General features: G+C 71.0%; 20 protein-coding genes. 12 read left to right on the plus strand and 8 right to left on the minus strand.

Translation table 11 applies throughout. The features are described 5' to 3' along the window. The first annotated feature begins 198 nt into the window (after positions 1–198). Positions 199–1026 (plus strand): carboxypeptidase regulatory-like domain-containing protein, encoded by an 828-nt coding sequence (locus tag D7X96_RS22695; RefSeq protein ID WP_121770710.1) that lies wholly within the window; start codon positions 199–201, stop codon positions 1024–1026. 36 nt (positions 1027–1062) lie between these two features. Here D7X96_RS22695 and D7X96_RS41525 read toward each other — a convergent pair whose 3' ends face one another. The 4 genes from D7X96_RS41525 to D7X96_RS22715 are packed head-to-tail and all read right to left on the minus strand — an operon-like array spanning position 1063 to position 3932. Then, positions 1063–2454 carry a HAMP domain-containing sensor histidine kinase gene (locus tag D7X96_RS41525; RefSeq protein WP_121770686.1) on the minus strand — a complete coding sequence of 464 codons (1392 nt, stop codon included), beginning with the start codon at positions 2452–2454 and terminating at the stop codon, positions 1063–1065. Further along, complete coding sequence (locus tag D7X96_RS22705) at positions 2454–3134, minus strand: response regulator transcription factor (RefSeq protein ID WP_121770687.1); 681 nt, start codon at positions 3132–3134, stop codon at positions 2454–2456. Before D7X96_RS22705 ends, D7X96_RS41525 begins: the two co-directional genes overlap by 1 nt. A gap of 15 nt (positions 3135–3149) precedes the next feature. Then, on the minus strand, positions 3150–3365 hold the full coding sequence (locus tag D7X96_RS22710) for a hypothetical protein (protein WP_121770688.1): 216 nt from the start codon (positions 3363–3365) through the stop codon (positions 3150–3152). Between the two features lie 33 nt (positions 3366–3398). Further along, positions 3399–3932 carry a periplasmic heavy metal sensor gene (locus D7X96_RS22715; protein ID WP_121770689.1) on the minus strand — a complete coding sequence of 178 codons (534 nt, stop codon included), beginning with the start codon at positions 3930–3932 and terminating at the stop codon, positions 3399–3401. 345 nt (positions 3933–4277) lie between these two features. On the opposite strand from D7X96_RS22715, the gene D7X96_RS22720 reads away from it, so the two are divergent. The 6 genes from D7X96_RS22720 (at position 4278) to D7X96_RS22745 (ending at position 10157) form a co-directional block, all read left to right on the plus strand. Further along, positions 4278–4478 carry a cold-shock protein gene (locus D7X96_RS22720; RefSeq protein WP_014395088.1) on the plus strand — a complete coding sequence of 67 codons (201 nt, stop codon included), beginning with the start codon at positions 4278–4280 and terminating at the stop codon, positions 4476–4478. A gap of 197 nt (positions 4479–4675) precedes the next feature. Further along, a complete protein-coding gene (locus D7X96_RS22725) occupies positions 4676–5041 on the plus strand; it encodes a cupin domain-containing protein (RefSeq protein ID WP_120549128.1) in 366 nt (121 codons plus the stop codon). Between the two features lie 84 nt (positions 5042–5125). Continuing rightward, complete coding sequence (locus D7X96_RS22730; protein ID WP_244219684.1) at positions 5126–5938, plus strand: metallophosphoesterase family protein; 813 nt, start codon at positions 5126–5128, stop codon at positions 5936–5938. A 145-nt stretch (positions 5939–6083) separates the two neighbouring features. Next, on the plus strand, positions 6084–8891 hold the full coding sequence (locus D7X96_RS22735) for a glycoside hydrolase family 38 N-terminal domain-containing protein (protein ID WP_121770691.1): 2808 nt from the start codon (positions 6084–6086) through the stop codon (positions 8889–8891). A gap of 55 nt (positions 8892–8946) precedes the next feature. After that, positions 8947–9519, plus strand: coding sequence for a tRNA-uridine aminocarboxypropyltransferase (locus D7X96_RS22740; protein ID WP_120549125.1), 573 nt, complete (start codon positions 8947–8949; stop codon positions 9517–9519). Positions 9520–9527: 8 nt separating this feature from the next. Continuing rightward, positions 9528–10157: an HAD hydrolase-like protein gene (locus D7X96_RS22745; protein ID WP_120549124.1), complete on the plus strand. Its 630-nt coding sequence runs from the start codon at positions 9528–9530 to the stop codon at positions 10155–10157. A gap of 13 nt (positions 10158–10170) precedes the next feature. On the opposite strand, the gene D7X96_RS22750 is transcribed toward D7X96_RS22745, so the two are convergent. Continuing rightward, positions 10171–11619: a M20 family peptidase gene (locus D7X96_RS22750; RefSeq protein WP_120549123.1), complete on the minus strand. Its 1449-nt coding sequence runs from the start codon at positions 11617–11619 to the stop codon at positions 10171–10173. A gap of 296 nt (positions 11620–11915) precedes the next feature. On the opposite strand from D7X96_RS22750, the gene D7X96_RS22755 reads away from it, so the two are divergent. From D7X96_RS22755 to D7X96_RS41530, 4 genes are all read left to right on the plus strand, one after another. After that, positions 11916–12842: a GNAT family N-acetyltransferase gene (locus D7X96_RS22755; RefSeq protein WP_244219685.1), complete on the plus strand. Its 927-nt coding sequence runs from the start codon at positions 11916–11918 to the stop codon at positions 12840–12842. Between the two features lie 165 nt (positions 12843–13007). Beyond that, positions 13008–14054, plus strand: coding sequence for an acyltransferase family protein (locus tag D7X96_RS22760; RefSeq protein ID WP_121770693.1), 1047 nt, complete (start codon positions 13008–13010; stop codon positions 14052–14054). Positions 14055–14127: 73 nt separating this feature from the next. Continuing rightward, positions 14128–15117: a GNAT family N-acetyltransferase gene (locus D7X96_RS22765; RefSeq protein ID WP_121770694.1), complete on the plus strand. Its 990-nt coding sequence runs from the start codon at positions 14128–14130 to the stop codon at positions 15115–15117. Between the two features lie 232 nt (positions 15118–15349). Next, entirely contained in the window at positions 15350–17404 is a 2055-nt protein-coding gene (locus tag D7X96_RS41530; protein WP_121770695.1) for an ArnT family glycosyltransferase, read from the plus strand. 12 nt (positions 17405–17416) lie between these two features. Here D7X96_RS41530 and D7X96_RS22775 read toward each other — a convergent pair whose 3' ends face one another. Together D7X96_RS22775 and D7X96_RS22780 are read right to left on the minus strand one after the other, a co-directional pair. Then, complete coding sequence (locus D7X96_RS22775; protein ID WP_158626611.1) at positions 17417–19774, minus strand: CBM96 family carbohydrate-binding protein; 2358 nt, start codon at positions 19772–19774, stop codon at positions 17417–17419. 210 nt (positions 19775–19984) lie between these two features. Next, positions 19985–20566 (minus strand): biotin transporter BioY, encoded by a 582-nt coding sequence (locus D7X96_RS22780; RefSeq protein ID WP_120549119.1) that lies wholly within the window; start codon positions 20564–20566, stop codon positions 19985–19987. A 100-nt stretch (positions 20567–20666) separates the two neighbouring features. On the opposite strand from D7X96_RS22780, the gene D7X96_RS22785 reads away from it, so the two are divergent. Further along, positions 20667–21077: an MAPEG family protein gene (locus D7X96_RS22785; protein WP_158626612.1), complete on the plus strand. Its 411-nt coding sequence runs from the start codon at positions 20667–20669 to the stop codon at positions 21075–21077. Here D7X96_RS22785 and D7X96_RS22790 read toward each other — a convergent pair. Beyond that, positions 21074–21958 carry a LysR substrate-binding domain-containing protein gene (locus D7X96_RS22790; protein WP_121724186.1) on the minus strand — a complete coding sequence of 295 codons (885 nt, stop codon included), beginning with the start codon at positions 21956–21958 and terminating at the stop codon, positions 21074–21076. The two genes, D7X96_RS22785 and D7X96_RS22790, sit on opposite strands and share 4 nt — an antisense overlap. Between the last annotated feature and the right edge of the window lie 83 nt (positions 21959–22041).

The following is a 22041-nucleotide window of genomic DNA, read 5'->3' on the forward strand; positions in this document are numbered from 1 at the left end:
GGGCGACGGTGGGGTGGGAGGTGCCCGCGCTCCTGGCGTTCGCAACGGTGTTCGTGGGGCTGGCCGCGTTCAGCGTGAGCCGCCGCGAGTAGTTCGCGCGGGCCCAGGGTTGCCTGGGGGTTGTTGGACTTGCCCGGTGCCTTCCACTACGACGGCGGGCACCGCATCACGGAAGAATCCTCCAGAGGAGACCGCCTCATGAAGCTGCGCCTGTTTGGCTTGTCGATGGTCGGTGTCGCGGGGCTGCTGGCCCTGCCCGCGTGCAAGAAGGAGGAGGCGCCCGCGCCCGCCGCGGCGGCCCCCACCCGGGAGGCCACGCCTCCGGCCCCCACGGCGGGAGCGGGGACGGGCGAGGCGGCGGCCCCGGCGGCTCCGGCGGGCAACGGCGTGGTGAAGGGCACGGTGTCCTTCACCGGCACGCCGCCGGCGATGGCGGACCTGGCGCCCAGCGCCGACCCGGCGTGTGACGGGCGGCCGGAGAAGGAGCAGTCCGTGCTGGTGAAGGACGGCAAGCTCCAGAACGTGCTGGTGCGCGTGAAGGGCCCCGTCGCGGGCGCGCCGTCCGCGCCGCCGTCCGAGCCGGTGGTGGTGGACCAGTCCAAGTGCACCTACGTGCCGCGCGTGCAGGGCGCGGTGGCGGGCCAGCAGGTGGTGTTCAAGAACAGCGACGGCACGCTGCACAACGTGCGCGGCGTGGTGGGCACGCGGCCCCTGTTCAACGTGGCGCAGCCGCCGTCCGGCGCGCCGGTGCAGAAGCCGCTGCCGGCGGACGCGGAGGTGCTGCGCCTCAAGTGCGACGTGCACCCGTGGATGACGGCCTACGTGGTGAGCAACGCCAACCCGTACTTCACCACCACCGGCGCGGACGGCTCCTTCACGCTGACGGGCCTGCCCGCGGGCACGTACACGCTGGAGGCGTGGCACGAGACGCTGGGCACCAAGACGGCGGAGGTCACCGTGAAGGACGGCGCGCCCGCGGAGGCGACGTTCGCCTTCGCCGCGACGGACGCGCAGGCGAAGCAGTAGTCAGGTAGCGGGGGAGGGGCTGCAAGCGCGGCCCCTTCACCCCGGCACGCCCGGAGGCCCGGCCTTGCGCACCGTGAAGCCCACGCGCGCGCCTCCATGGGGCCGGTTCTCCGCGAACGTCTCCCCGCCGTGGGCCCGGGCAATGCGCTGCACCAGCGCGAGCCCCAGCCCCAGCGACCCTGCCTCGCGCGCCTCGCCGCCCCGGTCCTTCCGGTAGAACGGCTGGAAGATGCGCTGCTCCTCGCCGGGCAGGAGCCCCGGCCCCCGGTCCTCCACGCTGAAGGCCAGGTGCTCCTTCCCGTGCTCCTGGATGCGCAGCGACTCCACGCCCACGCCGTGCTTGCGCGCGTTGTCGAGCAGGTTCACCAGCGCGCGGCCCAGCAGCGTCGCGTCCGCCATCAGCGCCACGTCGTCCGTCTCCGGCTGAAGCAGCGTCGCGGACAGCCCCACGCGCTCCAGTGCCTGCGCCGCCAGCACGCCTGCCTCCAGCGCCTTGGGCGTCAGCTGTCCGAAGTCCAGGCGCGAGCTGGCCAGAAGCTCGCCCACCAGCGCGTCCAGCTCCACCACCTCGCGGTCCACCTGGTCCAACGTGCGCGGGTTGCCTCCGCCGTCGCGCAACAGCTCCGTCAGCACCCGCAGGCGCGCCAGCGGCGTGCGCAGCTCGTGGGACACCGCCGCCAGCAGCTCGCGCTGATCCGCCAGCTGCTTCTCGATGCGCGCGGCCATGTCGTTGAAGGACTCGGCGAGCACCGCGAAGTCTCCGGTGAGGTGGCGGTCCAGGCTCGCGCGCGTGCCCAGCTGGCCCTCGCCCAGCGCCTGGGTGGCCTTCACCAGCGTGTCCACCGGCCGTGCCAGCCGGAAGGAGATGCCGCCCGCCGCCGTCCACAGCACCAGCACCGCGATGCCCAGCGGCAGCACGGCGCGCCACGGGCCTCGCGAGCGGTTCTGCAGGTAGCAGGCCTGCAGCGTGCCCAGCTGCGTGTCGTCCCGCATCACCGGGATGCTCGCGTCCGGCTTCGCGCAAGGAGCGCCGCCCCGCGCCACCGCCGCGCCGGACAGGTCCGTCAGCACGACGTCCACGTCCAGGTCGTCGGAGATGCTGCGCACCAGGGACTCGCGCTCGGCGGGCCTGTCCCACACCTCCGCGAAGCGGTGCCCCACGAACGCGCGGACGCGCTCCGTCTCCTGCCGCCAGCTGTTGCCGCCGGTGAGGTTCATCACCCACGACACCACCAGCACCGTCACCAGGATGGTGAGCCCGAACATGACGAACAGGCGCCGCCGCAGCCGCTCCTGCACGTAGGAGCCCAGCCGGCCCAGGTGGAACTTGCGCCGGTGGTGCTCTCGCGCGTGGCGGCCGAAGCCCCGCCTCAGTCCCGGCGCGCAGGGGTCTCCTTCCGGAGGCCAGTGGCGGTGGCCCCAGCCCATCAGGTGCCCTCCTTGGCGAAGACGTAGCCCACGCCGCGCACCGTCTTGATGAGGCGCGTGCCCACGTCCCCCAGCTTCTGGCGCAGGTGGGAGATGTGCACGTCCACCGTGCGCTCGCTCACCACCGTGTCGTTGCGTCCCGCCTCGCCCAAGAGCGCGTCGCGGGGAATCACCCGGCCCGCGCGCCGCACCAGCGCGAGCAGCAGGTCGAACTCCAGGCCCGTCAGCTCCACGGACCGCCCCTCCACCTTCACCTCGCGCCCGGACACGTCGATGGAGACCCCGCTCGACTCGATGCGGTCCGCCACCGCCGCCGGCTGCGCCCGCCGCAGCACCGCGCGCAGGCGGGCGAGCAGCTCGCGCGGGCCGAAGGGCTTGGGAAGGTAGTCATCCGCGCCCAGCTCCAGCCCCACCACGCGGTCCGTCTCGTCGCCCTTGGCGGTGAGCATCAGCACGGGGATGCGGCTCTTCGCCCGGATGCGCTTGCACACCTCCAGGCCGTCCATGCCCGGCATCATCACGTCCAGGAGCACGGCGTCGAAGGCGTTCGCCTCCAGCGCCGCCAGCCCCCGGCCACCGTCGGGCGCGTGGCTGACGGCAATGCCGTTCTGCCCGAGGTACTCCGCGAGCAGTTCGAACATCCGGGTGTCGTCATCGATGAGCAGGACGCGGGTGGGCATGGGCGGGGGCGAATCCTAACGTGCTCCCGGCGCGTCGGCGGTGCCCGCGGTGCCCTGCGGCCTCTGCCCGTGCCAGTCCCAGTACGGAGGCATCCCGTTGCGGTAGGCGGGGCCGCCCCAGTCTCCCCGGTGGCAGGCGGAGCGGTGGTGGCGGGCGAGGCTCGCGAAGCCGGAGGCATAGCCTCCGAGGGCACCCGCGGCGAGGAGGACGACGAGCAGACGGTGGCGCATGGGCAGATCTCCAGAGAGAAGAGGGCAGGGGGTTCAGACGAAGGACGCGGGGCCGTCATCGTTGTGGGGACGGCCACCCCAGCGGCCGTACCCGCCGCAGTGACGCCCGTGCCAGCCCCGGCCCCCGCCGCGCCAGCCTTGGCCCCAGCCGTGCTCGATGATGTCCGCGAGCTCGCGGCGCTGGTTGGGCTCCAGCGCCTCGTGCACCTGGGACAGGGCGTCCTGCACCGCGTTGCGCAGCGTCTCCAGGGCCACGTCGTGGCGGGTGAACAGCTCGCGGAGCATGGCGCCGTCGAAGTGCTCTCCGCGCAGCGAGCCCGCGAGCGACGTGCGGCTGGGGCCCCACTGGTCCTTCACCTTGGCGCAGGCCTCGCGCACGTTCTCCACGGCCTTCACGATGACCTTCTCCTGGCCGGGGGACGTCTCCAGCCGCTCGAAGAGCCAGCGCAGCCGGGGGCGCATGCCGAAGCGGCCTCCCCGGTGGTGGCCGTAGTGGCCGTGGCGCCCCCGGCGCAGGGTGGCGAAGAGACCGGCGAGGCAGGCGGTACCGAAAATGAATCCGAACATGGGCTTGGCTCCAGGAAGCAGGCGGGCACCCGCTTGGGTGGACCCGCGTCGTTTCTGACGGAGCTCAAGGTAGAAGGCGGGTGTGAAGCCTGGTTCCGGGGGCGGTGAAGAAGTGTGAAGGCCTCCGGAATGCCCCGCGGGGCATGGGATGTTCCAATGCCGGGCCTCGACTCCAGCCGCTGTGTCGGGTGGAGGACGACTGTCGGTGGGATTCCACCCTCAGGAGTGGAGTTCCCGCTGGAAGTGGGTAGAGTGCCCGGCGTGCCGGGGCGGTGTTCGTTCCGGCACCGGTGGAAGGCGCGAGCCTGTCACCTGTACAGAGCAGAGAAAGAGAAGAGACTCACAATGGCAACTGGTACCGTGAAGTGGTTCAACGACGCGAAGGGTTTCGGCTTCATCGCGCAGGACAATGGCGAAGACGTTTTCTGCCACCACACTGCGATCAACATGGATGGCTTCCGCACCCTGGCTGAAGGCCAGAAGGTGGAGTTCGAAGTCACCAAGGGCCCCAAGGGCCTGCAGGCGCAGAACGTTCGCGCGGCCTGAGCCAGCTGAACCTTCGACTCACCCCTTGAGGTGAGTCTTCGAAGCCCAGTCTCCCCAACGGAGGCTGGGCTTTCGTCTTTCCGGACGCAGGGCGGGCGAGCGGCCATCCCGACGCGGTCCGCCACGGCCCGGGGTCTTCCCTACCTTCTCCCAGGAGGAGCGCGGCGCCGGACGCCGCCCCCCAAGGAGAGGCGAACATGGGCGACACCAGCGTGAAGAAGGTCGAGAGCCGCCATTCCCCCAAGGGGGAGATGGGCCAGAAGTACCTCGCATCCGGCGTCCGCGTGGCCATGCGCCTCTGGGAGGACGAGCCGCCCGCCGAGGCCAAGCCCGCCAGCACGCGCGACTACGAGACCGTGGGCTTCGTGCTCAAGGGGCGCGCGGAGCTGCACCTGGAGGGACAGATCATCCTGCTGAACCCGGGTGACTCCTGGCTCGTGCCGCGCGGGGCCAGCCACACGTACAAGGTCCTGGAGACCTTCTCCGCCGTGGAGGCGACCAGCCCCGTGTCCTCCGCGCACGGCCGTGACGAGCACGAGGCCCCGAAGGGCGCCAAGGCCTGACGCGCCACTCGCGCCAGGTGGCCCATGTGCAAGCCACCTGGCGCTGAGCCTGTCAGCCCCTCGGGCACGCCGCGTCCGGGGCGCATGCGAATCCTGTCTGTCGAAGAGAAGCCCCTTCATGAATGGTGGTACCTGAACGCGGCGCCGCGCGGTGGAAGCCGCCCGGAGCGGCTGCCCTTGCTCTGCGGTTGGGTGGATGCCCTTCCGGAGGACTTGGACGCGGTCATCGCGCTCTCGGACCTCCAGGGCATGGCGCCACATGCCCTGCAGGACGGCGCGGCGGCGCTCTTGGGAGAGGTCCTGGCCGACGAGCTGGCGATGATGGGCGAGGCGGGCGACCTGCCTCCCGCGAGCCGCACCGGCATCATCCTGGCCGGAGACCTCTTCTCCAACGCCACCGCGGATGAGCGCGGCGCCTCCGGTGACGTGCGCAGCGTCTGGACCGCCTTCACCCGGAACTTCCGCTGGGTCGTCGGCGTGGCCGGGAATCACGACACCTTCGGGCGGGGCCTGGAACTGGAGCGCTTCTTCCGCCAACCCGGGCGCGAGCTGCTGGACGGCGGCGTCGTCGCGCCGGACGGACTGTCGGTGGGCGGGGTGAGCTACATCATCGGGCGCCCGGACAAGCTCAACCGGCGCGAGCAGTCCGCCCAGCTGGAGCGGATTGAGATGGTGCTGCTCCAGGAACCCGAGGTGCTGGTCCTCCACGAGGGCCCGGATGCTCCGGGGCTGCGCGGCAACCCCATCATCCGCGAGGCGGTGGAACCCTGGAGCCGGCTGCTCGTCGTCTGCGGCCACTGTCATTGGGACGTGCCCTTCGTCACGCTCCCCAGCGGCACCCAGGTCCTCAACGTGGATGCGCGAGCGGTGATCCTCAGGCGCGCCGGGGCGAAGTGAGCAGCCGCGCGTTCCGTGCTGACGCAGGCGCTTGTTGAGGTGACGCGGCGCCAGGGCCAGTGCTGGGCCCGCCAGGGGCGAGCGCACCGTGGCATCCGGCTTGCGTAGGGATTGGGGCATCCCCTCGCATCGGAAGAGAGCCCCCATGACCGCCAAGACGCCGTTCACCCAGGGCATCCTCATCTGCCCGACCACGCACATTGACTGGGATTGGGTCTACACGTTCGACCAGTACTACGCCTCCAACAACCAGGCGACGGGCGGCTCTTCTGGCCGCGACACGGTCCAGAACATCTTCAATGCCGCGGCCGCGCTCTTCTCCCGGCGGATTGGCTTCACCTTCTCCGTCACGGAGGTGGGCTTCCTCCAGCGCTACGCGCGGGAAAACCCGTCAGGCATCGCGACCTTCGCGGCGGCGGGGGAGGACTTCTGCCTGATGGGCGGCGGCATCACGTCGCCGGACAACCTCGTCTGCGCGGGCGAGCTCTTCATCCGCAACTACCTGGTGGGACGCACCTGGGCGAAGCAGGCAGGGCTCGGGGCCAACCTGTATGACTCGGCGTGGCTCCCGGATGACTTCGGGCATGACCCGCAGCTTCCGGTGGTGCTCCACGCCATGGGCCTCACCACGGCTGGAATCTCCCGCGTGCCCGGCTCGCCGCAGGGGTCGCCGGGGGCCAGGCCCATCGACCCGCCCGGGCCCTCCATCGCGTCGCAGCTGAACACCGACGGCCTGGTCTTCCACTGGCAGGCGGGGGACGGCTCCCGCATCACCACGCTCTTCATGCCCGACACCTACGGCACGGTGGGCTACCTGGACGCGGACGACATCCCCAGCAATACCCAGACGGTGAACCAGTTCGTCAAACAGTACAACTCGGGCTGGCCCAACGGCCTTCGCTTCATCCCCGCGGGCATCGACTTCGCCACGCCCGGTGCCATGTCCTCGTCGGGAGAGCCGATGAGCTGGTTGAACGTGACGAACGGCTACAACAGCAGCTACGGCAACAGCAACGGCGTCAAGGGAACCACGGGGACGTTCAAGACATACATGGATGCCGTCTTGAAGAGCGGCGCCTCGCTCCCCGTGAACGCGCCGCTCAACGCGCAGAACTACTGGACGGGGTACTTCGCCAGCCGCCCGGCGCTGAAGCGCAACCAGTACGTCGCGGTGCGCGCGTTGATGTCCGCGGAGGTCGTCAGCGCGCTGCTGCGCACCAGCAGCGGCTATGCCACCTCCTCGCTGGATGCGTTCGACGCCAGCATCTGGAATGGCTGGGAGGTGCTGGCCCCCAGCTCCCATCACGACTTCGTGACGGGCACGTCTCCGGACAACGTGTATTACGGCGAGCAGCTGCCGCTGAGCCGGCAGGGTGTCTCCGTGGCGAGGGCCGCCCTGGACCAGGGCATGGAGTTGCTTGCGCGGGGCATCTCGCCGAAGCCGCGGTCGCAGGAGCTGCCGGTCGTCGTGTGCAACACGCTCGGGTTCAAGCGGGTCCACGGACTGCTGGCGGAGCTCACGCCTCCCGCGGCGGACCCGCGCTTCGATGCAGTGAAGAGCGTGAGGACCCGCGACGGGTTGCTGCCCATCCAGCGGACCGCGAACGGGAACCTGCTCTTCATGGCGGCGCCCCCCAGCGCGGGCTACGAGACGGTCTCCCTCTCCACCCAGACGCCTCCGGGACGCGTGGCTGTCTCGAATCCTCCCGTGGGGGACACGGCGATCCTCGAGAACGAGTGGATCCGCGTCACCCTCTCCAAGGCGGACGGGTGGGGCATCAGCCAGTTCTCGTATGGGAAGGACGGCGCCAGCCTCTTCGCCTCCCAATGCGTGGGCAATGAGCTTCGGTTCTACACGGACTCCGGCAACATCTATCAGTTCGGCAATGAGCCGTATGGCTCCACCAATCCGCCTGCGTATGGCACGTTCAGCCACGACACCTCCGCGACGTTCGAGGGAGGAGAGGCGCGGTGGCTGGAGCAGGGGCCGTACCGCTACCGCCTGCTGGCGGAGGTGACGGAGCAGAACAGCGGCCACCGGTTCACGCTGGAGTACTCGCTGGTGGTGGGCGAGCGCTTCCTGCGGATGAAGCTCACGGGCGCGGCGCCCGCCGGAAGGTCGGTCGCGGTGGCGTTCCCCATGGTGGACCCGAACGGGACGGCGCCCACGACGCTCAGCTACGGCACGCCGCACTACCAGCAGGACGTCCTGCCCGTGCCCAACTGGCCCGGCCCGACCTTCGTCGCCACCCATGACTACGTGATTCCCTGCCTCCAGCAGGGCAGCCAGCCGGTGGGAGGCATCTACCATCAAGGCGTCCCGGCCTGGACGCTGGACGACACGGGCGTCCTGCTCGGCGTCGTGCTCCGCAACACCCCCGCGGGCGGCCGGGGCGCGTCCGGCAGCGACAATGGCTGGCACGAACAGGAGTACGTCGTGGCGCCTCCGGTGTCCGTCCATGGCGCGCCGGTTCTGGGCACGCCCCTGAAGGACGCCCTGTCGGTCACCACCCCGCTGGAGGCCCGCTTCATCCCCGACGGCCAGGAGGGCCAGGACCTCCGGTTGCCGGAGACGGGCACGCTGGGGCGGGTCTCGGCGACGAACTCCGGTGTGCCGGTGGAAGCGGAGGACGTGATGATCCGCGTGGCGCGGGTGCAGGCTCCCGGGGCAGCGGGGGGATACCCCAGCCCCGGCAATGCGACGGTCAGCGGCGCGATCCCGACCAGCCTGGTGGTGCGCACCGAGAAGCGGGGCAGCCAGGCGACCCAGCTCACGGTCCAACTGCCCTTCCTCAAGACGGCCGGTACTCCCAAAACGCAGGCCGTCACCGCGCTCGAAGCGCCGCTGGGGGAGCTGGCGGCCGTGCCCTCCGGGACAGACACCGTGACGGTGGACTCGTCCCATGCGCTGGCCGCGCTGCGGATCGCGTGGTGCCGCACGCAGGGTGGCTGAGCGCGTCCAACAAGCGCTTCTCTTCAGGGGAGGACCGGCACAGGATGACGGGAGGATGCCTCCCCGTGCTGCCCGTCCTCCCCGCTGTTCGCGCTGCAACCTGGCGAAACACCTGTGCCTGTGCACGGAGGTTCCCCGGGTGGAGACCCGGACCCGCTTCGTCTTCCTCCAGCACGTGATGGAGGTGTCCAAGCGCAGCAACACCGGGGGCGTGGCCGCGCTCGCGCTCGCGAACTCGCGGCTGCTCATCCACGGCTCCATGGCGGGGACCTTCGACCTGGAGGTCCTCTGCGAACCGGGGACCTGGCTGCTCTTCCCGGACGGCCCCACCGCGCCGGTGGACGCGCCCCCTCCCAGGCAGGTGGTGGTGCTGGACGCGAACTGGTCCCAGGCGCGGCGGATGACCCAGCGGCTCCCGGAGCTGCGGGCCCTGCCCCGGCTGGTGCTGCCTCCGCCGGAGCCCGGTTTGCTCATGCTTCGCGAGCCCTCGCATCCCGCCGGCATGTCCACCCTGGACGCCGTCGCCCGCGCGGTGGCGCTCCTGGAGGGGCCGGAGGCGGCGGCCCCGTTGGCGCGGCTGGCGGCGCTGCGCGTGCAACGCATCGCGGACTGCGGCACGCTGAACTGAAGGCACCCATGGCATACCGGCTGATCATCTTCGACTTCGACGGGACGCTCGCGGACAGCGCGGACTGGTTTCGCGGCGTCTTCAACGACGTGGCCCTGCGCTATGGCTTTCGCACCGTCAGCGCGGAGGAGCTGGAGTCGCTGCGCGGGCAGGACAGCCGGGCCATCATCGCGCGGCTCGGCGTACCCATGTGGAAGCTGCCCTTCATCGCTTCCCACATGCGCAAGCTCATCGCGCGTGACGCGCACCGCATCCCGGTCTTCCCGGGCGTGGAGGCGATGCTGGAGCAGCTGGAGGCGCGGGGCCTCATCCTCGCCGTGGTCAGCTCCAACTCGGAGGAGAACGTGCGGCGCGTGCTGGGGCCGGTGGCCGCCGCGCGCATCCGCCACTACGCCTGCGGCGCGGGCCTCTTCGGCAAGCGCCCGAAGTTCCGGCAGGTGCTGAAGGCCGCGGGCGTGCGTCCCGGTGAAGCCCTCTCCGTGGGCGACGAGGTGCGCGACATCGAGGCCGCGGCGGCCGAGGGCATCGCCACCGCCGCTGTGACGTGGGGCTACGCGACGGAGGCGCTCCTGCGCTCACGCTCGCCCACCGTCGTCCTCACCCACGTGGACGAGCTGCTGCGCACCGTCGCGGCTTGAGGCGCGACCCAAGTCAGCGCGTGGTGTTGCGCAGGTACTGCGCATAGAACCGGATGGCGGCGGCGTGCTCCTCCACGGAGAGCCGTTCGTCCCGGCCGTGCATCCGCGTCAGGTCCTCCCGCGTCAGCCGCACCGGCACGAAGCGGTACACGCTGTCGCTCAGCGGATGGAAGTAGCGCGCGTCCGTGGCCGCCACGGTGAGGAAGGGCGCCACCAGCACGTCCGGGTACACCTGCCGGATGCTGCGCTGCAGCTGCCGCCAGCCCTCCGTGTCCAGGCTCGACACCGGTGAGGCCTCGTCGCCCTCCGCCACCAGCTCCACGCGTTCGTCGTCCACCACGTCGCGCACGTGGACGCGCACGTCCTCCAGGCTGTCACCCGGGAGCAGCCGGACGTTGAGCACCGCGCGCGCCCGCGAAGGCATCACGTTGGGCTTGGGGCTGCCCTCCAGCATGGTGGCCGCGAAGGTGGTCCGGATGCTGGCGTTCGTGGACGGCGCCGCCGCCATCTGTCTTTCGATGATGGGCGCGAAGAGCCAGGTGTTGGCGAAGAGCAGCCGCATGCCGAAGCCCATCTCCGGCCCCACGTACTCGAAGAGGGCCCGCGTCCCGCCGCGCAGCTCGGCGGGGAAGGGGTGCTCCTCCAGCCGCACCAGGGCCTGGGCGAGGGTGTTCGCGGCCGTCTGCCGGGGCGGCATGGACGCGTGCCCGCCCGCGCTGCGCACCACCAGCTCCACGCGCGCCGAGCCCTTCTCCGCCACGCCCACCAGCGCCACCGGCGCGGCCACCCCGGGCACCAGCCCCACGCCGATGGGGCCGCCCTCGTCCAGCACCGACTCCAGCCGCACGCCCCGCTCGCGCAGCAGCGTGGCCACGCGGGCGGCGCCGTCGTGCCCGCCCACCTCCTCGTCCGCGCCGAAGGCGAGCATCACCGTGCGGCGGGGCCGGTAGCCCTCGGCGAGCAGCCCCTCCACGGCTTCGAGGATGGCCAGCACGCTGCCCTTGTCGTCCAGCGCGCCGCGCCCATGGACGAAGCCCTCCGCCACGACCCCGCCGAAGGGCGGGTGGCTCCAGGTGGCCTCCGCCTCCGCGGGCACCACGTCCAGGTGGCCCATCAGCAGGACGGGCGCGAGGCCCGGCTCCGAACCCGGCCACGTGTACAGGTGCGCGTGCGCGCCCACGGGCTCATGCGTCAGCTGTCCGTGCACGCGGGGAAACGCCTTCACGAAGCCCGCGTGCATCGCCCGGAAGGCGGCGTCGTCCGCGGCCATGCCGCCGGAACCCGCGACGGTGCGGTGGCGCAGCGCCTGGGCCAGGCGGTCCGCGGCCGCGGCGGCATCCACCGGGAAGGGATCCGCGGGTTCGGCCGCCACCTGTCTTGAGCTGAAGCGCAGCGTGCGGACGACGAGGACGCCCGTGAGCACCAGGACGCAGGTCAGCAGGACGAGGAGGACGCGCTTCATCGGTGGTGGGTTCCCGGGGTGGCGTCCGCCGAGCGTAGCAGCTGGCATGGCGCGGCAGCCCGGTGGAGACGCCCGGATTCCAACACCCGCGTTGTCCCTGGGTGCGGCTCCAGCGCAGGGGGCCAGAAGGCTACCCTGCAACGGGAAAGCCAGTAACAAACCGAAATACAACCATGACGACACATGCGAGCGGGCACCGTGCGCGTCTGGGTTCATCTTGTGCCGCCAGCAGCAGGGCGGCAGTGGACGTGGCGGGACCAGGGGGCGCGGACATGCGGATGATGCGAACGAGGGCCATGCTCGTCCCCGACCAGGGAGCCTTGGCGCTGTCGGAGGACTACTTCCGCTCCGCACACCACCTGCGCGCCGAGCAGGTGACGCATACGCTGGTCATCGAGGACGGCGCGGGGAACTCGCAGCGGCTGCCGCTCATCGTGCGGCCCATTGAAGGCACTCCCTACCGCGACGCCATCTCCCCGTATGGGTTTCCCGGCGGAGCGTTGAATGGGCTCTGGGAGGTGCCCAAGGACGCCGTGGACTGGACGGGGACGGAGCTCGTCAGCATCTTCGTGAGGGATCGCGTCGTGGGCCCCCGGTGCTTCGCGGGCGGCACGGAGCGCAACGAGGTGTTCTTCATCGACCCGCGCCTGCCCGTCGAGTTCCGGGAGATGCACTACCGGCACATCCGGCGCAACCTCCGGCTGGGCTTCGTGAGCCGCGCATGCGAGGCGCGCGCGGCGCCGCTCAAGGCGCGGGAGGGCTTCAAGGAGGCGTACCGGCAGACCATGATCCGCGAAGGAGCAAGCCCCCGGTACTTCTTCTCCGACGCCTACTTCGAGGAGCTGTTCACCTCGCCGTGGGCCTGGCTGGTGACGACGTATGCGCCGGAGGGGGACGTGGCGTCTGGCGCGCTGTGCGTCAGCAGCGACGGCATGTTGCACTACTACCTGGGCGGAACGGTGGATGCGCGCCTGTCGCGCTCGCCGGCGAAGAATGTCTTTGGGACGCTGGCGGAGCTGTGCACGCAGCTGGGGGTGCCGCTGCACCTGGGCGGAGGGGTGCGTCCGGGGGACAGCCTGGAACAGTTCAAGCGGAGCCTTTCCAACTCGAGCTCCCGCCTCCACACGCATGAGCTCATCTGCGAGCCCGCGGTGTACGCCCGTCTGTCTACGGGACACACCCCCGGAGACTTCTTCCCGGCCTACCGCGCGCCCCGGAGTTGAAACACATCCATGTGACGCGCCCGCGCTCCAACGCGGGGGCCAGCGCCTGCGGAAGACGTGACACATGCCCGCGACTGGAGGGGGCATGGTGGGAACGCCGGGACACCCCTACCGTTCGCTCTACCCCAAGTGCGAGTCGGAGCGGACCAGGAAGGCTGAGCCCGGATGACACACGTTCCTGCTGCTTCAGAGACGCATCCGCCAAGGCTGGTGGAATTGGATGCCCTCCGGGGCTGCGCCGCGGTGGCGGTCGCGCTGTATCACTTCACGGCGGAATACAGCGACCTGTACGGGCACTCCGTTCCCCTCTGGGAGATGCGCTTCGGCAAGTATGGGGTCCAGCTCTTCTTCGCCATCAGCGGCTTCGTCATCCTGATGTCGCTGGAGCGCGTCACACGGGCCCGGGACTTCGTCTGGAGCCGCGCGGTCCGGCTCTATCCGTCGTACTGGACTGCCGTGGCGCTCACCTTCACGGTGGTGACGCTGTTCGGGCTGCCGGAGCGTGAGTTCAGCCTCCAGACGGCGCTGATCAACCTGACCATGTTTCACGAGCTGCTTCGCGTCCCGCACGTGGACACGGTGTATTGGACGCTCACCATCGAGCTGTCCTTCTACCTGCTGATGTTCGTGCTCGCGTACGCGCGGGCGCTCCCCAGAGTCATCCCCATCTTCATCGTGCTCGTCGTGCTGCAGGCCCTGGCGGAGCTGGCGGCCCAGGCCCTGGGCATGACGTTCCTCTCGCGCCTCGCCAGCCGGCCGCACCTGCAATACTTCGCGCTGGGCGTGCTGGCCTTCAAGCACAGCCGCGCAGAGGTCTCCCTGCCCGCCGCGCTGACGCTCGTGGCCGTCAGCTTCGCGCACGAGGTGCTGGTGGGCAGCGAGGCTCCAGCTCCCGTGTTTCCGGTCGTGCTGGGCATTGCCTGGGCGTTGTCCCGGGGCGGGCTGCGGTGGCTCACCTGGCGGCCGCTGCTCTTCATGGGGTTCATCTCCTATCCGTTCTACCTGGTGCACCAGAACATCGGTTACGTCCTCATCCGGCGGCTGGAGGCCGCGGCCTGGCGCCCCGAGGCGGCCATCGCGGTGGCCCTGGTCACCGGGTTCCTGCTGGCCATCCTCATCACCTACGGCGTCGAGCAGCCCGCGCTGCGTGCCTTCCGGCAGTGGAAGCGGAAGGCCGAAACCCGGGCGGCGGTCCCGCCACACCTCGCCTGAGGGCCTTCGCGCCCCGCGCTGGGGCAGGGGGGGGGCGGCGTGCCTGCGTTGCTCATGGAAAGGATGCGTCCCAATGGTGAACCACACCGAGGCCTTGCGACTGACGTCTCCGGGCCTGAAGCCCTGCCGCGCCGTGCTGCTGCCGGATGAGGGGATGTCCGCGTTGTCGGAGGACTACTTCCGGTCCCCGCACCACCTGCGCGCCGAGGGCGCGACGCATACGTTGTGGGTCGAGGACGCGGTGGGACGCTCGCTGGGGGTCCCCCTCATCGTGCGCCCCATCGACGGGACGCCGTACCGGGATGCCATCTCCCCGTATGGGTATCCCGGCGCGCGGCTGGATGGCTTGAGCGAGGTGCCGAAGGACGCCGTGGACTGGACGGGCACCGGGCTCGTGAGCCTCTTCATTCGCGACCGGGTGGTGGGGCCCCGCTGCTTCGCGGGCGGGACCCAGCGCAACGAGGTGTTCTTCATCGACTCGCGGCGCGCGCTCCAGTTCCCGCCGGAGGCGCGCCGGCAGATGCGGCGCAACATCCGGCTGGGCTACGTGAGCACCTGCGCTCCGGTGCGAGAGACGACACCGGAGGAGCGTGAGGGCTTCAAGGAGGTCTACCGGCAGACCATGATTCGCGACGGCGCGCACGCCCGGTACTTCTTCTCCGACGCGTACTTCGAGAGCCTGTTCGCCTCGCCGATGGCCTGGCTCGTGACGACGCTTGCGCCGGAGGGCGGCATCGCCTCCTCGGGCGCGGCGGTCGTCAGCGACGGCGTGCTGCACTACTACCTGGGCGGGACGGCGGACGCGCACCTGGCGCGCTCTCCAGCCAAGAACACCATCTACGAGACGCTGGTGGCGCTCGGCGCGCAGCTGGGATTGCCGCTGCATCTGGGCGGAGGCGTGCGGCCGGGGGACGGGTTGGAGCAGTTCAAGCGGAGCTTCGCGAACCTGTGCTCCCGTCTCCACACCCACGAACTCATCTGCGAGCCCGCGCTGTACGCCCGCCTGTCCGCGGGCCGCGAAGACACGGGCTTCTTCCCGGCGTATCGCGCGCCCCGGGGCTGAGCGGACGCGCTATCCCTTCCGGTCCCGGCGCCACCTCGCGGGGGCGCCGGGGGCAGGCGGATGGGGCCCGAAACCGGGGATCGTCCTGCTCGACGGCGACACGGCATGGCCCCTGGTGGGCTACGCGTCGCTCATGGCAAGCGTGACGCTGGGGTGTCTGGCCTTCCTCCGGAGACGCTGACAGCGCGGCTTGCGGCCGCAGGGCGCGGATGGTCAATTCGCGCCCCTCGCGATGAGCGCCCCCACCTCAGAAGACTCCTTCCGGACGAAGCTCGACGGCCTGCTTGTCGTGGCGCTGCTGCTGTGGGGGCTCGCGCAGCTGGCGCCGCACCTGGCCCATCCCGCCATCTACAACTGGGACGAGGCGATGCATCAGGCCGCCGCGCGCGGCACGCACGACACGTTCTTCACGCCGCACATCTACAAGGACCCGCTCTATCCCAGTGACATCCGGCACTGGTGGGCCGCGAACGTCTGGATGCACAAGCCCACGGGCCCGTTCTGGTTCGGGGCGCTGATGATGCACGTCGTGGGCGTGACGCCGCTCGCGCTGCGGCTGGCCTCGCTCCTGGGACACCTGGCGGCGGGGGCCGCCATCTACCTCATCGCGCGCAGGCCCGCGGGCCGGCTGTGGGCCACGCTGGGGGCCATGGGGTTCCTGGCGCTGCCCTTCGGCTGGCAGCTGGTGCAGGGGCGCTTCTTCGGCGACGTGACGGACTGCACCCTGGCGGGCTGCAACGCCCTGGCGGTGGCGCTGCTCTTCCACGCGACCCGGGAGGATTCCTGGCGCTGGGGGCTCGCGGCGGGAGCGGTGGTGGGGCTGGGCTTTCTTTGCAAGACGGGGCTCGCGCTGACGCCGCTGGGCGTGGGCGCGACGCTGTGGGCCCTGAGCCGGCTGCGCTTCTGTCCGGGACCCCGGCCAGGCACGGTGGTGGCCATGGTGGCCGCGGCCGGCGTGGTGGCGGCGCCCTGGAGCCTGTACTCCGCGTGGCGCTGGCCGGAGCTGCACGACCTGGAGTCGCGCGTCACGCGCGCGCACCTCTTCCCTGATCCGGCCGTGGACGTGGGCCCCTGGCGCCGCCCGCTGGACGCCGTCCTCAACGAGGTCAACCGCACGAGCCTCCAGCCGCTCGCGAACGTGCTGCCACTGATGGCCTTTGGCTGGCTGCTGGTGCGCGCCGTGCGCAAGCGGGAGCTGGAGACGGTGGGGCTGGCGCTGTGGGTGGGGGCGACGTGGCTCGTGCTGTCCCTGGGCACGGTGAAGGTCCCGGCCATCGCGTGGGGCGCGGTGCCCGCTGTCATGGCCGCGCTCGCCATCGCGGGCTCGGACGCGCGGCGCCACCCGGTGCTCGCGGCCGTGCTGCTGGCGGGGCTCGCCACGCCGCTGGCCATCGAGCACCTGCCCGTGCTGACCCGCCTGCGCGAGTCGCTTCCCGCGTCGTGGGAGCAGACGCGGACCCTGCCGGGGCTCGCGGAAGGGCTGGTGCTGTCCTTGGGCGTGGCCGTGCTGACCGCCATCGTCTTCCGGCTCGCGCGCCGGCCCGGGTGGATGACCGTGGGGCTGGGCTTCGCGGCGTCGGCGGTGCTCGCGTGGCACCTGGCCCTCACGCTGCCGGTGGAGAAGGCGCGCTACCAGGCGGAGCACCTGGAGGAACTGTACGTCAGCCACACGCGCGAGGTGGGCCTGGCGGTGTCCCGGCACACGCCGAAGAACAGCGTCCTCTTCGCCGCGTTGGACTTCGACGCCCCGCTCAACTTCGAGAACCTCAACCTCATGTTCTGGAGCGGCCGCATGGCGTACCGGCGGGCGCCGGACGTGGCGCTGGCGCGCGAGCGGGGCTACCACCCCTATCTCGTGTCGCCTCTGGCGGAGCCCTACGCGCCCGTGCCCGGCATCCCGCCCCAGGCCGCGCTGCGAGCCTACGACCTGGAGGCGCCCCTGCCGCAGCCCGCGCCCCTGCCTGACGGCCTCACGCCCCTGTCCGTGCGGCAGGGGAACCTGGAGGTGCTGGGCTTCGCGTCCCGGGGCCTGGGCCATGGCCTGGAGCGCTATGCCTTCTACGTCCGGGCGCTCGGTCCGCCGCAGCCGCTGCGCGTCACCTTCCACGGTCCCGACGGCATCGTGGAGCGGGTGCTGGAGACCGGGGCGACGCTGCGCCACCCCCAGGCCCTGCGGGGCGCGGCGTGGTTCATCCTGCCCACGCTGGGCCCGCCTCGCGCGAAGGTGACGCAGCTGGAGTTCGGCGCCGTGGGACAGCGGGTGGCGCTGTCCCCGGCGTCTCCCTGAGCCGTCCCTACCTCACGGCGTGGCGGTGGGGTTGGAGTAGTAGACGATGAGCCGCGGCCAGCGGGCGCTGGTGTTCGAGTACTCGCGCGAGTCGTACACCGAGCGGCTTCCCGGCGAGTCGAGCCGGAGGGACAGCTGGCCGTTCATGGACAGCGTCTCCTGGACGATGGGCACCAGCAGCGGGCTCGCGTTGATGCCCACCTGCGTGGTGTACGGCACCGGCCGGCTGGGGAACTGCCAGGAGCCCAGCTCGCAGCTGAACACCGAGGGCCGGGTGTTCCACGTCATGGCCGTCTCGCTCCACGTGTTGTCGGGGACCCACCGCGTATAGACGTTCGTGTCCGCGCCCGCCGTGAGGTCGCCACCGGAGGACGTGGTGACGAGGACGACGGAGGCCACCTGGACGGTGGGCGGCAGGGAGGAGAGGTCGAAGCGCAGGAAGCTCTCCGCGTCCGCCCGGTCCACGGTCAGCGCCATGGACGTGCCCGCGTTCGCGTTCGAATTGCTCTTCCAGACGGACGTGTCCGCCACCGGGAAGAAGGACGCCGCCTCCAGGTGAGACGTCACCTGGGCGTCGTCCGGCCCGAAGTAGCTGACGACCAGCCGGGGCCGCTCGCTGGCGACGCCGTACTCCCGCGAGCGATACACCGTGTGGTAGCCCGGCGAGCGCAGCCGGAAGGAGATGCGCCCGTCCGAGTCCAGCGCCTGCTGCACGGGGGCCTTCAGCTTCGCGTCGGCGTTGACGCCCAGCTGCAGCGGCTTGGGCGAGGTGTTGGCGTTCCACAGCCACCACGAGCCCAGGTCGCTCCCGCTCACCGCCGGCCGGTTGTTCCACGTCATGCCCGTCTCGCTCCAGCTGTCGTCCGGCACCAGGTGCGCGTAGACGCTGCCGTCGCCCCCGGCCGAGGAGCCGTTGAAGGACAGGGCCTCCAGCCGGACGGAGGCGATGTGCGAGCCCGCCGGGATGTTGCCCAGGTTGAAGCGCAGGTACGTCTCACCCTTGCCGGAGTCGACCCACAGGTCCTGCGCGGTGCCGTAGTTCGTGGCCGGGTTCGCGGACCAGACGTACGTGTCCGCCTCCGGCTCCAGGACGACCTGCGTGGGCGCGGAGGCCACGGGCGTGGGGCAGGGGGGCGGGATGAAGTAGGAGACGATGAGCTGGGGCCAGCGGGCCTCCGTGTTCGTGTACTCGCGCGAGTGGAACAGCGTCCGGTACCCCGGCGAGTCCAGCCGCAGGGAGATCATCCCGTCCGACTCCAGCGCCGTCTGCACGGGCGCCACCAGCTTCGGGCTGGAGTTGATGCCCACCTGGGTCGTGTACGGGCCCGTGTGGTTCCACGGCAGCCAGGAGCCCAGGTCGTCGCTGGAGGCCGCGGGCTTGTTGTTCCAGGTGATGCCCGTCTCGCTCCAGGTGTTGTCCGGGACGAGCCGCGTGTAGACGTTGCCGTCCGCGCCGGCATACGCGGTGCCGTCATAGGACGTGGCCACCAGGGACACGGCGACCACCTGCGCGTTGACCGGGACGCTGCCCAGGCCGAAGCGCAGGTAGGACTCCGCCGCCGTCCGGTCGACGGTCATCGTCATGCTCTTGCCGGAGTTGGTGGTGGGGCTGCCCGCCAGGACCTGCGCGTCCGCCTGCGGGTAGAGGGCCACGACCTGGAGGTCGGTGTTCACCTGCGGATCCCCGGGCTCGAAGTAGTTGATGATGAGCTTGGGGCGCTCGCTGGCGACGCTGTGTTCACGCGAGCGATACACCGTGTGGTAGCCCGGGGACATCAGCCGGAAGGACACCAGGCCATCCGAGTCCAGGGCCTGCTGCACGGGCGCCTTCAGCTTCGGGTCGAAGTTGAGACCCACCTGCGAGGGTTTGGGAGAGGTGCTGGCGTACCAGAGCCACCAGGAGCCCAGCCTGTCACCGGTGACGGCGGGCCGGTTGTTCCACGTCATGCCCGTCTCGCTCCAGGTGTCGTCCGGCACCAGGTGCGCATAGACGCTGCCGTCGCCCCCGGCCGAGGAGCCGCTGAAGGCCAGGGCCTGCAGCATGACCGAGGCGATGTGGGCGCCGGCCGGGAGGCTGCTCAGGTTGAAGCGCAGGTAGGTCTCCGCCTTGTTGGAGTCGACCCACAGGTCCTGCGCGGTGCCGAAGTTCGTGGTCGGGTTGGCGGGCCGGACGTACGTGTCCGCCTCCGGCTCCAGGATGAGCTGCTTGGGCGTAGGCGTCGTGAGGAGTGGCGAGGCCTGGACCCGCGCTGACGGCGGGGCCGGCTCCGGCGGTGCTTCGCCGCTGCCACAGCCAGGGACGAGCCCCGCCACGAGCGGTGCGATGAGAAGGGAACGCAGGGACTTCTTCCACGGGGATGCGGGGTGCATGCAATGGCACTCGGAGGCACGCGCGCCGGTCCGTTCCGGCGCGACGTGCATCCCTTGAGCAACCCCCGCGCCAGAGGTCGGATCTCCTGTGACTTCCAATGCTTGCGTGGCGACGTGGCGCCCGCGCCGGGGTGGAACGTGCCAGAACCGGCACGCACGCGAGGCCGTCCAGCGGACGCGGGTGTCATGGGCTTCGCGAATGCCGCTGCTTCAGCTCGCGAGAGGCCGCGCGAACTTCCAGCCCACGAGCATGAGCAGGCTGGCGATGACGGCCTTGATCACTCCCCCGGGGATGAAGGGGAGGAAGCCCTTCTGGAAGGCCGTGGCGAAGTCGAGCCCGGCCTTCACGCGGAGCCACGACACGCCAATGGCCAGGACGAGCAGCTGGCCCGCGAGGAACAGCGGACCCGCCGTCCACCAGCGTCTGTCGTAGCCGTGTCGCGCCGCGAGGCCCACGAGGAACGCAGCGGGGAGGAATCCCACCAGGAAGCCGCCGGTGGCGCCGGTCAGCGCGCCCCAGCCGCTGGCGCCTTTCGCGAAGAAGGGCAGGCCCACCGCCCCCAGCAGGAGATAGGCAGCCTGCGCGGCCATGCCACGCACGGGCCCGAGCGCGGCCGCCGTGAGGATGACCGCGAGCGTCTGGCCCGTGATGGGCACCGGTGAGCCCGGCACGGAGACGGCGACCTGCGCGAGCAACGCGGTGAAGAGCGCCGCGACCAGGACGAGCAGGGCCTCCTGTGCGCGCGTGCGGACGAAGCGGTCAGCCAGGACGTCATGGGGTGAGTGAGACACGGGCCGATGCTCGGTGAGGCCGCACCCCGGTGCAAGGGCCGCCCATGGGCTTCATGAAACGGCTACCGTCGCGGCCTTCTCGTGGTTGGAGGCCTTCGCTTTGACGACCCCCCTGCTCGGCACGCTCTCCCTGGTCCCGGTGACTTCGCTCTACGCCGCGCTCAACGTCCTGCTTGCGGTGGTGCTCTCCATCAACGTCAGCCGGGTCCGCACGAAGCACCAGGTGTTCCGGGGCGACGGAGGACATGCCGGTTTGATCTCCGCCATCCGCGCGCACGGCAACAACATCGAGCAGGTGCCCATGACGCTCATCCTGCTGCTGCTGGCGGAGCTGAGCGGCGGGAACTCGACGGCGCTGCATGTCTTCGGCGGTGCGCTGTTCGTGGCGCGACTGGCGCATGCCATTGGAATGCTCCGCACCCATTCCATCCAGGCGGTGGGCGCGGTGCTGACGCTGGTCGTGCAGCTGGGCCTGTCGGTCTGGGTGCTCTGGCTGCGGCCCTGGGGCTAACCCGCATCCTCCTTCGCCCGCGCCCGGACCTCCGCCGCGAACAGCTCCGCCGCGGGCGTGCGCGGCGCGCCCTTGCGCCAGAGGAGCGCGGCCAGCTCCGAGCGGGGCGCGGGGGACAGCCGCTTCACCACCAGCCGCTCCGCGTCCGTGAGCCGTGGCTCGGGAAGCACCGTGACGGCGAGGCCCGCGCGGACGATGGCCAGCACGGTGGCCACCGCGTTCGACTCCAGCGCCACCCGGGGCGCGAACCGCATCGCCGCGAAGTGCGCGTCCACCCGCGCGCGCACCCGCAGGCCGCGTGACAGCAGCGCGAATGGCTCCTCCGTGAGCTGCTTCATCCCCACGGACTCCGCGCCCGCCAGCGCATGTCCCCGCGCGACGACGAGCGCCAGCCGGCTGTCGAAGACGGCTTCCGCGTCCAGGTCCGACAGACGCGCGGGCGCATAGCCCAGCCCCACGTCCAGCTTGCCGGCCGCCAGCTGCCGCTCCAGCTTCCGGACCACGGCCTCCTGCGCGCTCAGCGCCAGCCCGGGATGTCTGCGCAGCACCGCCGCCAGGGCCGGCACCACGAGCCCGCGCATGCTCGGCGGATAGCCCACGCGCAGCGCACCCGTGGCGAGCCCCCGCAGCGCACCCACCGCGGACAGCCCCGCGTTCACGTCCTCCAGCGCGCGGGAGGCATAGGTGCGGAACAGCTCTCCGGCCTGGGTGAGCCGCACTCCGGTGCGCGCCCTCTCGAAGAGCGGCGTTCCGACCTCTTCCTCCAGCTGGTGGATCTGGTGCGACAGCGTGGGCTGGGAGACGTGCAGCCGCCGCGCGGCGCGCCCGAAGTGCAGCGCGTCGGCGACGGCGGAGAAGTAGCGCAGGTGCCGGAGCTCCATGGGGGCATCATAGACAGCATCTATCGATTCGATGAAAACAGACGAATGTACGAATCGGTGCCCCTGGGTACATCTTCCGCGTC

The organism is Corallococcus interemptor (assembly GCF_003668875.1).
Lineage (GTDB): Bacteria > Myxococcota > Myxococcia > Myxococcales > Myxococcaceae > Corallococcus > Corallococcus interemptor.